Genomic DNA, 13663 nt, shown 5'->3' with positions numbered 1-13663 from the left:
ATCCCATGACGGCAATCCAGGTCAACAACCTCAGTCACGTCTATTCCGGCGCCGAGGGCGGCGTTCCCGCGCTGGAGGAGATCTCGCTGAGCGTCGAGCCCGGCAAGTTCGTCGTCATCGTGGGGCCCAGCGGCTGCGGCAAGACCTCGCTGCTGATGATGCTGGCCGGCCTGCGCCACCAGAGCTCGGGCACGATCCTGTGCGACGGCCGGCCGATCACCGACCCCGATCCCGGCCGCGTCGGCGTCGTCTTCCAGGAGGCGAGTCTGTTCCCCTGGCTGACGGCACAGGACAATACCGAGTTCCCCCTGACCCTGCGCGGCATCGACCGCGAGGAGCGGCGCCGGCGTGCCGAGGACATGCTTCGCCTGGTGGGCCTCGAGGGGTTCGGCGCCCGCTATCCGCACGAACTGTCGGGCGGCATGAAGCAGCGCGTGTCGATCGCCCGCGGCCTGGTGCAGGACCCGCCGGTCCTGCTGATGGACGAGCCCTTCGCCGCGCTGGACGAGCAGACGCGCATGACCATGGGTCACGAGCTGCTGCGCATCTGGTCGCAGACGCGCAAGACGGTGGTCTTCATCACCCACAGCCTCACCGAGGCCGTCTATCTCGCCGACGAGGTGCTGGTGATGTCGGCGCGGCCGGGCCGCATCATCGATCGAATCCCGGTCACCCTGCCCCGTCCGCGCACCTACGAGATGATGGCGACCGACACCTTCGGCCAGCTGCGCGAGCGCATCTGGCAGCAGATCCGCAAGGTCTAGCCGGCGATGCGCCTGCCCAAGCCCGTCACCGTCCGTTGGGGGATCCTGGTCCTCCTGCTCGTCCTCTGGGAGCTGGTGCCGCAGACCGGACTCATCCCCGAGCTCTTCCTGCCCTCGCTCTCCAAGACTCTGACGGTGCTGTGGACCGGCCGCGGCGAGTACTTCCATGCGCTGCTGGTCACGCTCTACGAGGTGGCGATCTCCATGCTGATCGCCTGCGGCGCCGGCATCCTGACCGGCGCCCTGGTCGGCGGCCTGGCGGCGCTGCGCGGTCTGCTGCTGCCGGTCTTCTCCAGCCTCTACGCCGTGCCGATCGTCATCCTCTACCCGATCTTCACCGCCTGGTTCGGCATCGGGTCGGAATCCAAGATCGCCTTCGCCGGCCTCTACGGCTTCTTCCCGGTGATGCTCTCGACCGCCGCCGGCATCCGCACCATCGACCCGCAGTACCTGCTGGCCGCCCGCAGCATGGGCGCGACCGTGCCGCAGCAGATCACGCGGGTCATCATTCCCGCCTCGATCCCGACCGTGCTGACCGGCCTCCGGCTGGGCGGCGCGCTCACGATCATCGGCGTCGTCGTGTCGGAAATGCTGACCTCCTCGGCCGGCATCGGCTACCTGGTGACGCGCTACCGCACCATCCTCGACAGCCCGCGCGTCTTCGCCGCGATCCTGATGATCCTGGTCCTGTCCATCCTGTTCGACCTCGGCGCCCGCGCCGTCGAGCGCCGGACGCTGGCCTGGCAGACCGCGGGCCGCGGCCGGCCGGCCGGCGATGCCGCCGGCATGCCGGCGCCTGCCCCGGTCTGATCCCCTTTTCCCGCCAAGGAGCGTACCCATGACCTCGACCCTGCTGCAGACCACCGTCGTCGGCTCCTATCCGCAGCCCGACTGGCTGATCGACCGCAAGATGCTGAGCAAGATCGTGCCGCGCACCCGCATCCGCGAGATCTGGCGGGTGTCCGAGCCCTACCTTGAGCAAGCCCAGGACGACGCCACCGTGCTTGCCATCCGCGACATGGAGCGAGCCGGCATCGACATCATCACCGACGGCGAGATGCGCCGCGAGAGCTACTCGAACCGCTTCGCCACGGCGCTGGAAGGCATCGACGACGAGAATCCGGCCGAGATCGTGAACAGCACCGGCCAGAAGACCGCCGTGCCGCGCGTAGTCGGCAAGATCCGCCGCAGCAAGCCGGTCGAGCTGCGCGACATGCAGTTCCTGCGCAGCAACACCGAGCGGCTGGCCAAGATCACCCTGCCCGGCCCCTTCACCATGGGCCAGCAGGTCAAGGACGAGTTCTACAAGGACGCCGAGGCGATGTGCATGGACTACGCCGCGGCGGTGAACGAGGAGGCGCAGGAGCTGGTCAAGGCCGGCGCCGACGTCATCCAGCTCGACGAGCCGTGGCTGCGCAACAACCCCGAGGAAGCCAAGCGCTACGCCGTCAAGGTGATCAACCGCGCCCTGCAGGGCATCACCGTGCCGACCGTGGTCCATCTCTGCTTCGGCTACGCCGCGGTGGTCACCGGCGGCAAGCCGACCGGCTACGCCTTCCTGCCACAGCTCGCGGATTCGCTCGCCCAGCAGATCTCGATCGAATCGGCCCAGCCCAAGCTCGATCTCGGCGTCCTGAAGGACCTCGCGCCCAAGAAGGTCATGCTGGGCGTCATCGACCTCGCCGACCCCGAGGTCGAGACGCCGCAGAAGATCGCCGACCGCATCCGCGCCGGCCTGAAGTACCTGTCGCCGGACAAGCTCCTGCCCGCCCCCGACTGCGGCATGAAGTACCTCCCGCGCGACACCGCCTTCGGCAAGCTCAAGGCCCTCGCCGAGGGTGCCGCCATCGTGCGCAAGGAACTGGGTTGATCCGGCTGTCCGAGTATTCCCAAGGACCTCATCGCCGGTAACAACCGGCATGAGATCCTTCGCTGGCGCTCAGGATGACAGAGGTGGCCGGGCTGGCGGGAACAGTTCGTCGCCCCTGAGATGCCCGGCCCGATCGTTGACGGGACCCTCTTGTCGTCCTGAGCGAAGCGAAGGACCTCATCGCCGGCGTCAATGCGATGGCCTCGGTCGGATCGTCGAATTCCTCGACATGGACGAGCGTCGTCACCCGGTAGTGCCGCCGATCACCCATGGCGGAAGGCGATGAGGTCCTTCGCTTCGCTCAGGACGACATGAGAGCCAGCGCGCAACGTCCTGTCCTTTGGGACCGACAGTCCCCTGCCGGTCGGTCCCGTTCCGGATGGCCTGGCCGGTGCCCCCTCGACCTTGTGTCGTCCTGAGCGAAGCGAAGGACCTCATCGACGGCGGCAACCCTGCCCCCTGTCGCCAATGCTCACGACGATGGCGGCATCAGGTCTTCCCATGAGGGATTGGCCGCGCGGACGAGCTCGTTCTTGCGGATGCGCTTCCAGCCCTTGAGCTGCTTCTCGCGGGCGATGGCCTCGTTCGGGTCTTCGAATTCCTCGACGTACACGAGCCTCGTCACCCGATACTTGCTGGCGAACTCGCTCCCGATGCCGTTCCGGTGCTCTTGGACCCGCCGGCCGACGTCGTTGGTCACGCCGATGTACATCGTGCTCAGCGACTGGCTGGTCATGATGTAGACGAAGTATCGGCGGTCACCCATGGCAGACGGCGATGAGGTCCTTCGCTTCGCTCAGGACGACAGCAACCTTCCGGAAGCCATCAATCAACGCCCCTCTGTCATCCTGAGCGCAACCGAAGGATCTGATGCCGATCACCATGGGAGAACTACCGCGCGACGACCTGCCCCTTGGGACCGATGGTCACTTGTTTCTCGATCCCGTTCCGGGTGGCGCGGCCGGTCCATTGGCCGTCGGGGCCGCGGCGGAGGTCGCGGACGTTGCCGTAGTGCAGCGCGTTGAGCTGGGTGCGCACGCTGGCGCTGCCCGGCGACGGAGTGGTCGCCGGCCTGGTCTGCGCCGCCGCGGCGCCGGCGATGCCGGCCAGGGCGGCAGCGAGCAACAGGCGCCTCACGACGCGAGCCGTCCCTTCAGCACCGTGCCGGCATAGGCGCCGGTCGCCTCGCCGTCCTCGAAAGCGACGGCACCGTTGACCAGCGTCGCCTTGATGCCCTCGGCCTTCTGGACCAGGCGCCGGGCACCGCCGGGCAGGTCCTTCTCGACCGTCGGCAGGCAGGGCCGGATCGCCTTCTCGTCGAACAGCACGAGATCGGCACGATAGCCCTCGCGCACCAGCCCGCGGTCGTCGAGCTCCCAGGCCACGGCATTGTCGTGCGTCAGCTTCCTGACCGCCTCCTCCAGCGTGAAGGCGCCGCGCTTGCGCACCCAGTAGCTCAGCAGGTGCGTCTGCAGCGACGAGCCCATCTCCTGGCAGACATGGGCGCCGGAGTCGGAGAAGGTCGCCAGCGTGCGCTCGTGCTTGAGGATGCCCAGCACGTCGTCGGGCGTCTCGTTGACCAGCGGCTGGACATAGACCTGGTCGGCGTCCGCCAGCGACAGGTCGATCATGACCTCCACTGGATGCTGGCCGCGCGCCCGGGCGAGTTGCTCGACCGTGGGATCGTCCCAGTCGACGCCCTTCAGCGCGAAGAGGTTGGCGTAGTCCGGCTTGCGCGGATCGGTGGTCGCCGCACCGCCCCCCTGGAAGACGTTGTCGCGCGGCTTCATCCTGGCCTCGGCCTCGACCAGCGCGCGGCGCACCGCCGGCTCGCGCAGCTTCTTCACTTGCTCGGCGATCGGCAGGGCGCGGATCGGCTTCCAGGCCGGCAGCACGTCGAACGGCAGGTAGGATTTCAGCGAGAAGATGGCGTTGATCGACCGCGTCGTGCCCTGCCCGAACATGCGCCCGCCCGCGGCAACCGTGTCGTCGATGTACTGCGTCTGGTAGCGCCAGCCGGTCGGGTCGTCGCCCTGCCGCGTCGCCAGCACGCCGAACATGATCGGCCGGCGGTGGTCGAGCGCCAGCCGGCGCAGCCGATCGAGGAAGGCGCGATGGCGGGCGCCGCTCGCGATGTCGGGCCCGACCTGGAAGATGCCGGCATCGAGCTCCGCCATCGCCGCCAGGATTTCGTCGATCTCCTGCCAGTCGGCGATGCGGCTGGCGACCGGCGTGTCGTCGGGCGTCACGTGCGTCGAGGCCCGCGAGCTCGAGAAGCCGAGCGCGCCGGCCTTCAGCGCCTCCTTCACCAGCGACGCCATGCGCGCGCGATCGTCTTCGGTGGCGACCTCCGTGAGCGCGCGCCGGCCCATCACGTACATGCGGAGCGCCGAATGGCCGATGTACATGCCGTAGTTGATCGCCTTGGGCAGGCGCTCGACGGTCGCCAGGTAGTCAGGGAACGTCTCCCAGCTCCAGTCGATGCCGGCAGCCATCGCCTCGGTCGGGATGTCCTCGACCGCCGACAGGCAGCGCGCATACCAGTCGCGGTCCTCGGGCTTGCAGGGCGCCAGCGCGAAGCCGCAATTGCTCATCACCACCGAGGTGACGCCGTGCCAGCACGAGCAGCTGCCCAGCGGATCCCAGGCCACCTGGGCATCCATGTGGGTGTGACCGTCGATGAAGCCCGGCGCGACGACCAGCCCGTCGGCGTCCAGCGTGCGCGCCGCGGGCGACGAGATGCGGCCGATCTCGACGATGCGCCCGTCGCGCACACCGACATCGGCGGTGACGCGCGGCTGGCCCGAACCGTCGACGACGGTGCCGCCGCGGATGACGAGGTCGAGGCCCATCACAGCCGGTCCTTGTGCTCGACCTGCTTCCAGTAGGTGTCCTTGGCGCAAATCTTCCCGCCGCGGAACGTGTAGATGTCGCAGCCCTGGTAGTTCAGAGACTCGCCGTCCGCGCCCTTGCCCTTCACCGTCCACACCGAGATCGCGCGGTTCCCGGCGAAGACGTACTCCTTGTGCTCCCAGCGCATGTCGGGGATCACCTTGAAGCGGTCGGCCAGGGCCTTCCGGATGGCCGCCTTGCCGGCGAGCGTACGCCCCACGGGCTCGGGGCCGCGCGCCAGCCAGAAGGTGGCGTCGTCGGTGAAGTGGGCAACGATGCGATCGACGTCGCGGCTGTTGAAGGACGCCGAGATCGCCTTCATGAGCTCAGGCGTGGCGATGTCGGGATCTGCGGCACTGACGTCCGGCATACGAAACCTCCCATGCTGCGCAACCCAGACGATTGCAGCCCGGCCCGCACTCGGCAAGCCCGGACGCCACAGGCAGCGGTCGCGTGCCTCTGCCCGGCGAAACAATCCCGTTTCCCCTCTTTCGCCAACGGGTTAGCGTCGCTCCCAACGAACCGGAGGAAACGCACGATGTACGACTACATCATCGTGGGCGGCGGATCGGCGGGATCGGTCATGGCGCACCGGCTGTCGGCCCGCAGCGCCAACAGGGTATTGCTGTGCGAGGCCGGCCAGGACACGCCGCCCGGCCAGGAACCGCCCGAGATCGCCGACAGCTATTCGGGCACGGCCTATTTCGACCCGCGCTTCCACTGGACCGATCTCAAGGTCCATACCCAGGTCGTGTCGCACAACAATCCGCAGGAGAACCGGCCGCCGCTGCGCAAGTACGAGCAGGCGCGCGTTCTCGGCGGCGGCTCGTCGATCAACGGCCAGATGGCCAATCGCGGCGCGCCGACCGACTACGACGAATGGGCCGCGCGCGGCGCCGAGGGCTGGAACTGGGACGAGGTCCTGCCCTTCTTCAAGAAGGTCGAGCGCGACCTCGACTTCGACGGGCCCTGGCACGGCAAGGAAGGCCGCATCCCCGTGCGGCGCATCCCGCCCGAGCACTGGACCGGGCACGCCAAGGCGGTCGCCAAGGGGTTCGAGGCCAAGGGATTCAAGTTCCTGCCCGACCAGAACGGCGAGTTCGTCGAGGGCTACTTTCCGGTCACCCATTCCAACGCCGAGGAACGCCGCGTCTCGGCGGCGATGGGCTATCTCGATGCCGAGACGCGCAAGCGTTCGAACCTGACGATCTCGACCAACACGCAGGTGAAGTCTCTCCTCTTCGAGGGCACGCGCTGCGTCGGGGTCACCGCCATGATCGACGGCAAGGAGCAGGAGTTCCGCGCCCGCGAGGTGATCCTGTCGTCGGGCGCCATCCACTCGCCGGCCCACCTGATGCGCGCCGGCATCGGCCCGGTCGGCCAGCTCAGCGAGCTCGGCATTCCCGTCGTCGCCGCGCTTCCCGGCGTCGGCCAGCGCCTGATGGACCATCCCTCCATCGCGCTCTCCTCTTTCATCCGCCGCGGCGGCCGCATGAACGGCCACACAAGGCGGCACATCCACATGGGCCTGCGCTATTCCTCCAACCTGCCCGGCATCCCCAGGGGCGACATGTTCGTGGCGGTGATCAGCAAGTCGGCCTGGCATGCGGTCGGCGAGCAGATCGCCTCCCTCCTCACCTTCATCAACAAGACCTATTCGGAGACCGGCCAGGTCAAGCTCGCCTCGCGCGACTTCAACCGCGAGCCGATCGTCGAGTTCAACCTCCTGTCCGACAAGCGCGATCTCGACCGGCTGATGAGCGGCTTCAAGCTCATGGCGGCGGTCCAGCTCACCGACGCCGTGAAGGCGGTCACCGACACGCCCTTCCCCGCCGCCTACAGCGACAAGGTGCGGGCGATTGGCGTGGTCAACAACAGGAACAAGATCCTGACCAGCATCTTCGCTCAGTTCCTCGACGGTCCGGCGGCGCTGCGTCGCTACCTCGTAGAGAAGTACGTCGTCGAAGGCTTCACCTTCGATCAGGTCATGAACGACGACGAGGCGCTGGAGGCCTTTGTTCGCAAGGCCGCGATCGGCGTCTGGCATGCCTCCTGTACCTGCCGCATGGGGCGGCCGGACGATCCCATGTCGGTGGTCGACACCCAGGGCCGCGTCAAGGGCGTGCAGGGACTGCGCGTCGTCGACGCCTCGATCTTCCCCGTCGTGCCGTGCGCCAACACGAACTTCCCGACGCTCATGTCGGCGGAGAAGATCTCGGCGGCGATGACGGCGCAGCAGTAGCGATGTCATCTGACAATTCGGGAGTTCGGACATGTCTGTGATCCTGGGCAGCGGCGAACATCGCTATCGCGTGGTCGAGAACTGGGCACGGCTTCCGGACGGCTGGGAGTTCCGCGACGTCGCCGCCGTGGCGGTGGACAGCAAGGACCGCGTCTACGTCTTCAACCGCGGCCAGCACCCGATGATGGTGTTCGAGCGCGACGGCACCTTCGTGCGCTCATGGGGCGAGGGCCTGTTCAGCCGCGCGCATGGCATCCATATCGACACCGACGATACGCTCTACTGCACCGACGACGGCGACCATACGGTGCGCAAGATCACGACCGAGGGGAAGGTCCTGCTCACCATCGGCGTGCCCGACCAGCCTGCGCCGTTCCTGAGCGGCCGGCCGTTCAACCGCTGCACGCATACCGCGCTCTCGCCCAAGGGCGAGATCTACGTGTCCGACGGCTACGGCAATTCCTGCGTCCACAAGTACGCGCCCGACGGCCGGCACCTCATGTGCTGGGGCACCACCGGCACCGATCCGGGCCAGTTCAACATCCCGCACAACATCGCCACGGACGAGGACGGCTGGGTCTATGTCGCCGACCGCGAGAACCATCGCGTGCAGGTGTTCGACGGCAACGGCAAGTACGAGATGCAGTGGAACAACATGCACCGGCCTTGCGCTCTGTACTGCTGCGCCGGCGGCGGCAAGAACCCCCGCTTCATCATCGGCGAGCTCGGCCCCGGCATGCCGGTCAACAGCAAGCACACCAACCTCGGTCCCCGCCTCACCGTCGTCGACAAGAAGGGCGGCGTGATCGCGCGGCTGGGCGGCGAGCAGGGCCCCGGCGAGGAGCCCGGCAAGTTCCTGTCGCCGCACGGGCTCGCGGTCGACAGCCGCGGCGACATCTATGTCGGGGAGGTCAGCTACACCAACTGGCCCAGCACCCATCCCGGCGTGCCGGTCCCGAAATTCCTGCGCTCGCTGCAGAAGCTCGAGAAGGTGGCCTGATGGAGCCGCGCGACCGTCTGCACCTGATCGGCAGCATCCCGCTCGACGACAGCGAGCAGGTGTTCCGCCGGCTGGGCCAGTCGCTTGGCCCCTTCCTGCGCGGCATGCCAGACGGCGAGACGGGCGAGCGCTCGCGCTGGGTCTACTTCCAGCGGCAGATGCTGCTCGACCATCCGGCGATGGAGATCGATCCGACCGTGCTGCCCTACAAGTTCGTGCAGTGGGACGGGAAGGTCGTTCGCGAGATCGAGCAGGTCCGCTTCAAGCCCGGCATCGACCCGGCATCGGTGACGTTCGAGACAGGCTACGACAAGGCGGCGTTGGCCTCCTGGCAGGTCTTCAAGCGGTTGCGTTCGGCGGGCGCCATCCCGGCATCGATGAAGTTCCAGGTCTCCCTGCCGACGCCGCAGGCCAGCGGCTACCTCTATGTCAGCCTGCCGGCGCGGGAGACCTACTTCGGCGTCTACGAGCGCGCGCTCAAGGCGGCGCTGGCCAACATCGTGGCGGCCATTCCGGCCTCGGATCTCGTGATCCAGTGGGATGTCTGCCAGGAGGTGCTGGCCTTCGAGGGCTACTTCAAGGACCGCCCGGCCCACTACAAGCGGCAGATCTTCGACATGCTGGGTCGGCTGGGCGACGCCGTGCCGCCGGATGTCGAGATGGGCTATCACCTGTGCTACGGCTCGCCGCGCGACGAGCACCTGGTGCAGCCCAGGGACGCGGCGATCCTGGTGGAGATGATGAACGGCATCGTGGCGGCGACGAAGCGGCCGATCGACTTCCTGCACATCCCGGTGCCGCGGGCCCGCACGGACGATGCCTTCTATTCGCCGCTGAAGGACTTCCGACGTCCGCCGGGCACCAGGCTTTATCTCGGGCTGCTGCACCACGACGATGCTTCGGGCGACCGCCGGCGCATCGAGGTCGCGCGCCGCCACATCTCGGAATTCGGCCTGTCGGCCGAGTGCGGCTGGGGCCGCACGGAGCCGGGCCGCCTGCCCGCTCTCCTCGAAGGTCATCGTGTTGCTGCGGAGGCACTCTAATGGTTGAACGCGTACTCGTCGTCGGACCCAAGGACACCATCTCGATGGTCGACGATCTCGCCCCCAAGGGCTTCGAGATCGTCAAGGCCCTGCACAATTCCCCCGAGATGAAGGCGGCGCTGCCCGGCACCCACTACTTCGTCGGCTTCATCCAGCAGTACGTGACGCCGCAGCTCTTCAAGGACGCGCCCCATCTCAAGCTGATCCAGATGCTGAGCGCGGGCTACGACCGCGCCGACCTCGCCGCCGCGCGCAAGAGCGGCATCCCGCTGTGCAACAACGGCGGCGCCAACTCGGTCGCCGTGTCCGAGCATGCGCTGCTCCTGATGCTGTCCGTCTCGCGCCGCCTGATCACCCAGCACGCCAACGTCAGGGCCGGCCGCTGGCACGGCAACGCGCCGCCGACCGTCCACGAGGTGCGCAACAAGGTGCTGGGCATCATCGGGCTTGGCACGATCGGCAAGAAGGTCGCCCGCCTCGCCCGCGCCTTCGGCATGGTCGTGCACTACTACGACATCGTCCGGCTCAAGGAGGAGGAAGAGGACGCGCTCGGCGTGCGCTTCCGGCTGCTGCCGGAGATCCTGCGCCACTCCGACATCCTGTCGCTGCACGTGCCGCTCAACGCCTCGACCCAGGGCATGATCGGCGCCGACGAGCTGGCGGTGATGAAGCCTTCGGCCATCATCGTGAACACCTCGCGCGGCCCGGTCATCGACGAGAAGGCGATGACCGCGGCGCTGTCGGCCGGCAAGCTGTTCGGCGCCGGGCTCGACGTCTTCGACGAGGAGCCGACGCCGCCGGACAATCCGCTGCTCAAGCTCGACAATGTCGTGCTGACCGCCCATCTCGCCGGCCCGACCTACGAAAGCAACATCACGCGCCTTCGCAACGGCTTCGACAACGTGCAGCGGGTCGCCCGCGGCGAGCCGGCTCTCTGGGTGGTCCCGGAACTGCTCGAGTAGAGCGGCTCGGGACTCAGCCCGGCCCGCTCCGCCGCGGCTCGTCGGATCCCACCGGCGACGACGGTGCCGCCGGCTGCACCAGCGGCAGCCTCCCGGCCAGGCGCAAGGTGCGCTCGAGCAGGACCTCGTAGATCGGCCGGCCGCCCAGCGCCTCGGCCACGACGTGGGCGGTTACCGACGCAACGATGAGCGGCAGGATCAGCTCGTAGCCGCCCGTCAGCTCGACGGCGAGCACCACGCCGACCAGCGGCGCCCGGATGGTCGCCGAGAAGAGTCCGCCCATGGCGACGACCGCGAACGCCGGCCCGAGCAGCGGCGGCACCGGCAGGTTGGCGCTTTGCAGCGCCATCTCCATGAGCAGCGCGCCGATCAGGCCGATGGTCGTGGCGTAGGTCAGCATCGGCGAGAAGATTCCGGCCGGGACGCCCACCGGATAGCTCGCCATCGTGCCGATGAAGCGCACCACGGCGATCAGCAACAGCGCCTGGATCGACAGGTTGGCCGTCGTCATCTGGGGAATCAGCGTCTCGCCGCCGCCGACCGCCATGGGCAGGACGAGGGCGAGCGCCCCCACCACGGCGCCGACGAGCAGCGCGTAGACGAAGGGCGCACGCCGGAAGGCATGGTCGCGCCACTCGACGGCGGCGACCAGGACCACGTTGAAGACGTAGCCCAGCACGCCCAGCACGACGCCCAGGATCATGAAGCACGGCAGCATGAGAAGCGGCACGGAATCGGTGACGATGCGCAGCGGCGGCGCGGTGCCGCCGACCAGCTCCATGCCGAAGGCGCTTCCCGCCGAGGCGACGATCACGCCGACATAGGAGCGGAACGTGTAGCGGAACTGCTTGCGAGTCTCCTCGATCACGAACAGGACGGCGGCCAGCGGTGCGTTGAAGGCCGCCGACAGGCCGGCCGCCGCGCCCGCCGCCAGCAGCGTATGCAGGTCGTCCTCGTCGAGCCCCAGCCATTCGGCCAGCGCCGCGCCGATCGAGGCGCCCATGTGGATGGTCGGCCCCTCGCGGCCGGCCACGAGGCCCGAGGAGAGCGCCAGCACGCCGCCCACGAACTTGATCGGCAGGACGCGGCGCCAGCGCACGTGGCGCACGCCCTCCAGCGCCCCCTCGACCTCCGGCACGCCGCTGCCCGAGGCCTCCGGCGCGAAGCGGCGCGTGAGGATGAAGGCCAGCGTGATGCCGATCGCGGCCACGGCCGCGGCGGCGGCGATCGCGACAGGTCCGGTGCCCAGCCGCTCGGCCAGCCAGTCCGGCCAGTGCAGCAGCTCGTCGACCGCGAGGTGGAAGGCGGCGCCGATCACGCCGGTGGCCGCGCCGCAGCCGCCCGCCACCCAGTAGAACCGACCGTTGGACATCGACCGCTTCCGCGGTCCCTGCTCCGTGCTCACCTCGACGACGCTCCGCGGCCGTTCATGCCAGATGCTTCTTGAAATGCGCGACCGTGCGTTGCCAGGACAGGGTCGCCGCCTGCTCCGCGTAGCGCGGCGTGGAGTTGTTGTGGAAGCCGTGCTGCGTGCCGGGATAGAGGTGCATCTCGTACGGCACGCCGCCCTGCTTCAGCGCCGACTCGAAGGCCGGCCACATGGCGTTGATGCGCTCGTCCCTCTCGGCATAGTGCATGAGCAGTCCCGCCCGGATGCCCGGCACCGAAGCCGCCTCCGGCGCCGCGCCGTAATAGGGCACGGCGGCCAGCAGGTCGCCGCCCATCGTGACCGCCAGATAGTTGCTCGTGCCGCCGCCCCAGCAGAAGCCGGTCACGCCGAGCTTGCCGGTCGACAGCGCATGGGCCTTGAGATGGCGGGCGCTGTTCAGCATGTCGGTACGCAGCCTGGCCGGGTCGAGCGAGGCCTGCAGCGCGCGGCCGTCATCGTCGTTGCCCGGATAGCCGCCGGCCGGAAACAGCCCGTCCGGCGCCAGCGCCAGGACGCCCTCGACGGCGAGCCGGCGCGCGACATCCTCGATGTAGGGATTGAGACCGCGATTCTCGTGGATCACCAGGACCGCCGGGAACGGGCCCGAACCGGCCGGCTGCACGAGGTAGCCGCGCATCGTGCCGCCGTTGCCGCCGGGCGACGGATAGGTGACGTAGCGCGCCTTGATGCGCGGATCGGTGAAGGCGATGGTCTGCGCCTCGGCATAGCGCGGCAGCAGCGCCTGGGCCATGGCGAGGCCGCCCGCCGTCACGACCGCGGCCTGACCGAGGAACGCCCGCCGGTCGATGCGGCCGTGGCAGTATTCGTCGTAGAGGTCGAAGACCCGTTGGTCGATCCCGTTCGGCGTCGACACGTGCTCACCCTTCCATTGCTTCAGCTGAGGCCCGGTTCAGCCGCAGTGTACCCGGCGATGCCGCAGCGACGCTACCCGCGATGGGACGGGACCATCATCGCGGGCGCAGCACGGAGACGTTCAGCCGATCCACCGTGACGCCACCGAACTGCAGCGTGAGCGGCAGGCTCTGGATCTCGAACTGCAGGCTGAGGCGCACGCCCGGGCAGTCGTCGCGCCGCGTCGAGGCGATCGGTTGAAGGCGCCTGCCGTTCTGGACGGCGTCGACCCAGGCGTCGTCCGACAGCGTCACCTGCCAGCGTCCCGACGAGATCCATTCGAAGGTGACCAGGCCGCCATAGCCGGTGTCGCGGGCGCGATCCGGCGGGACCATGTAGATCACGCGCTCGACCGGCTCCAGCACCATCGAGAAGACGCCGTCCTTGGGCAGGGCCGACTGGCTCTCGACGTCCGCGAAGAAGCCTTCGGCGAACAGCTCCCGCTCGCGGCCGACCGGCCAGGCGAAGCGGCCGCAGCCATCCTCGGCCGCGACGCCCGTCGCCGCGGCGAGGCTGGGGAGGACAAGGGCAACTAACGCAGCCCGCATC

Annotated in this window: 14 protein-coding genes; 7 read left to right on the top strand and 7 right to left on the bottom strand. The window is 68.5% G+C overall.

Going from position 1 to position 13663, the window contains the following annotated elements; translation table 11 throughout:
* The first annotated feature begins 5 nt into the window (after window positions 1–5).
* Genes ACO073_RS14905 through ACO073_RS14895 form a run of 3 tightly spaced genes read left to right on the top strand, consistent with a single transcriptional unit; the run spans window position 6 to window position 2634 of the window.
* On the top strand, window positions 6–764 hold the full coding sequence (locus tag ACO073_RS14905; protein ID WP_421998358.1) for an ABC transporter ATP-binding protein: 759 nt from the start codon (window positions 6–8) through the stop codon (window positions 762–764).
* A gap of 6 nt (window positions 765–770) precedes the next feature.
* On the top strand, window positions 771–1574 hold the full coding sequence (locus ACO073_RS14900; protein ID WP_421998357.1) for an ABC transporter permease: 804 nt from the start codon (window positions 771–773) through the stop codon (window positions 1572–1574).
* 28 nt (window positions 1575–1602) lie between these two features.
* The gene (locus tag ACO073_RS14895) at window positions 1603–2634 is read left to right on the top strand and encodes a 5-methyltetrahydropteroyltriglutamate--homocysteine methyltransferase (protein WP_421998356.1); all 1032 of its coding nucleotides are present in this window, start codon (window positions 1603–1605) and stop codon (window positions 2632–2634) included.
* A 472-nt stretch (window positions 2635–3106) separates the two neighbouring features.
* Here ACO073_RS14895 and ACO073_RS14890 read toward each other — a convergent pair whose 3' ends face one another.
* The 4 genes from ACO073_RS14890 to ACO073_RS14875 all read right to left on the bottom strand — a co-directional run bounded on the left by ACO073_RS14890 (window position 3107) and on the right by ACO073_RS14875 (window position 5896).
* Window positions 3107–3400, bottom strand: a complete 294-nt coding sequence (locus ACO073_RS14890) for a GIY-YIG nuclease family protein (protein ID WP_421998355.1) — start codon at window positions 3398–3400, stop codon at window positions 3107–3109.
* A gap of 125 nt (window positions 3401–3525) precedes the next feature.
* A complete protein-coding gene (locus tag ACO073_RS14885) occupies window positions 3526–3771 on the bottom strand; it encodes a hypothetical protein (protein ID WP_421998354.1) in 246 nt (81 codons plus the stop codon).
* Window positions 3768–5486, bottom strand: a complete 1719-nt coding sequence (locus tag ACO073_RS14880) for an N-acyl-D-amino-acid deacylase family protein (protein ID WP_421998352.1) — start codon at window positions 5484–5486, stop codon at window positions 3768–3770. The genes ACO073_RS14885 and ACO073_RS14880 overlap by 4 nt, the downstream gene beginning before the upstream one ends.
* Entirely contained in the window at window positions 5486–5896 is a 411-nt protein-coding gene (locus tag ACO073_RS14875; protein ID WP_421998351.1) for a nuclear transport factor 2 family protein, read from the bottom strand. The genes ACO073_RS14880 and ACO073_RS14875 overlap by 1 nt, the downstream gene beginning before the upstream one ends.
* Window positions 5897–6064: 168 nt before the next feature.
* Between ACO073_RS14875 and ACO073_RS14870 the strand changes: the two genes are divergently transcribed.
* From ACO073_RS14870 to ACO073_RS14855, 4 genes are read left to right on the top strand one after another with little or no spacing between them, the layout of a single operon-like run.
* The gene (locus ACO073_RS14870) at window positions 6065–7768 is read left to right on the top strand and encodes a GMC family oxidoreductase (RefSeq protein ID WP_421998350.1); all 1704 of its coding nucleotides are present in this window, start codon (window positions 6065–6067) and stop codon (window positions 7766–7768) included.
* 31 nt (window positions 7769–7799) lie between these two features.
* Window positions 7800–8768, top strand: a complete 969-nt coding sequence (locus ACO073_RS14865) for a peptidyl-alpha-hydroxyglycine alpha-amidating lyase family protein (RefSeq protein WP_421998349.1) — start codon at window positions 7800–7802, stop codon at window positions 8766–8768.
* Window positions 8768–9811: a hypothetical protein gene (locus ACO073_RS14860; protein ID WP_421998348.1), complete on the top strand. Its 1044-nt coding sequence runs from the start codon at window positions 8768–8770 to the stop codon at window positions 9809–9811. The genes ACO073_RS14865 and ACO073_RS14860 overlap by 1 nt, the downstream gene beginning before the upstream one ends.
* Window positions 9811–10773, top strand: coding sequence for an NAD(P)-dependent oxidoreductase (locus tag ACO073_RS14855; protein WP_421998347.1), 963 nt, complete (start codon window positions 9811–9813; stop codon window positions 10771–10773). The genes ACO073_RS14860 and ACO073_RS14855 overlap by 1 nt, the downstream gene beginning before the upstream one ends.
* A gap of 13 nt (window positions 10774–10786) precedes the next feature.
* Here the strand turns inward: ACO073_RS14855 and clcA are convergent, their stop codons facing one another.
* From clcA to ACO073_RS14840, 3 genes are all read right to left on the bottom strand, one after another.
* A complete protein-coding gene (gene clcA / locus ACO073_RS14850; protein WP_421998346.1) occupies window positions 10787–12145 on the bottom strand; it encodes a H(+)/Cl(-) exchange transporter ClcA in 1359 nt (452 codons plus the stop codon).
* A gap of 55 nt (window positions 12146–12200) precedes the next feature.
* A complete protein-coding gene (locus ACO073_RS14845; protein ID WP_421998345.1) occupies window positions 12201–13076 on the bottom strand; it encodes a dienelactone hydrolase family protein in 876 nt (291 codons plus the stop codon).
* A gap of 94 nt (window positions 13077–13170) precedes the next feature.
* On the bottom strand, window positions 13171–13662 hold the full coding sequence (locus ACO073_RS14840) for a hypothetical protein (RefSeq protein ID WP_421998343.1): 492 nt from the start codon (window positions 13660–13662) through the stop codon (window positions 13171–13173).
* Window position 13663 lies beyond the last annotated feature (1 nt).

Origin of the sequence: Reyranella sp., assembly GCF_965229815.1 — a bacterium.
Taxonomy (GTDB): domain Bacteria; phylum Pseudomonadota; class Alphaproteobacteria; order Reyranellales; family Reyranellaceae; genus Reyranella.
This window is presented reverse-complemented; position numbering and strand designations above follow the sequence as displayed.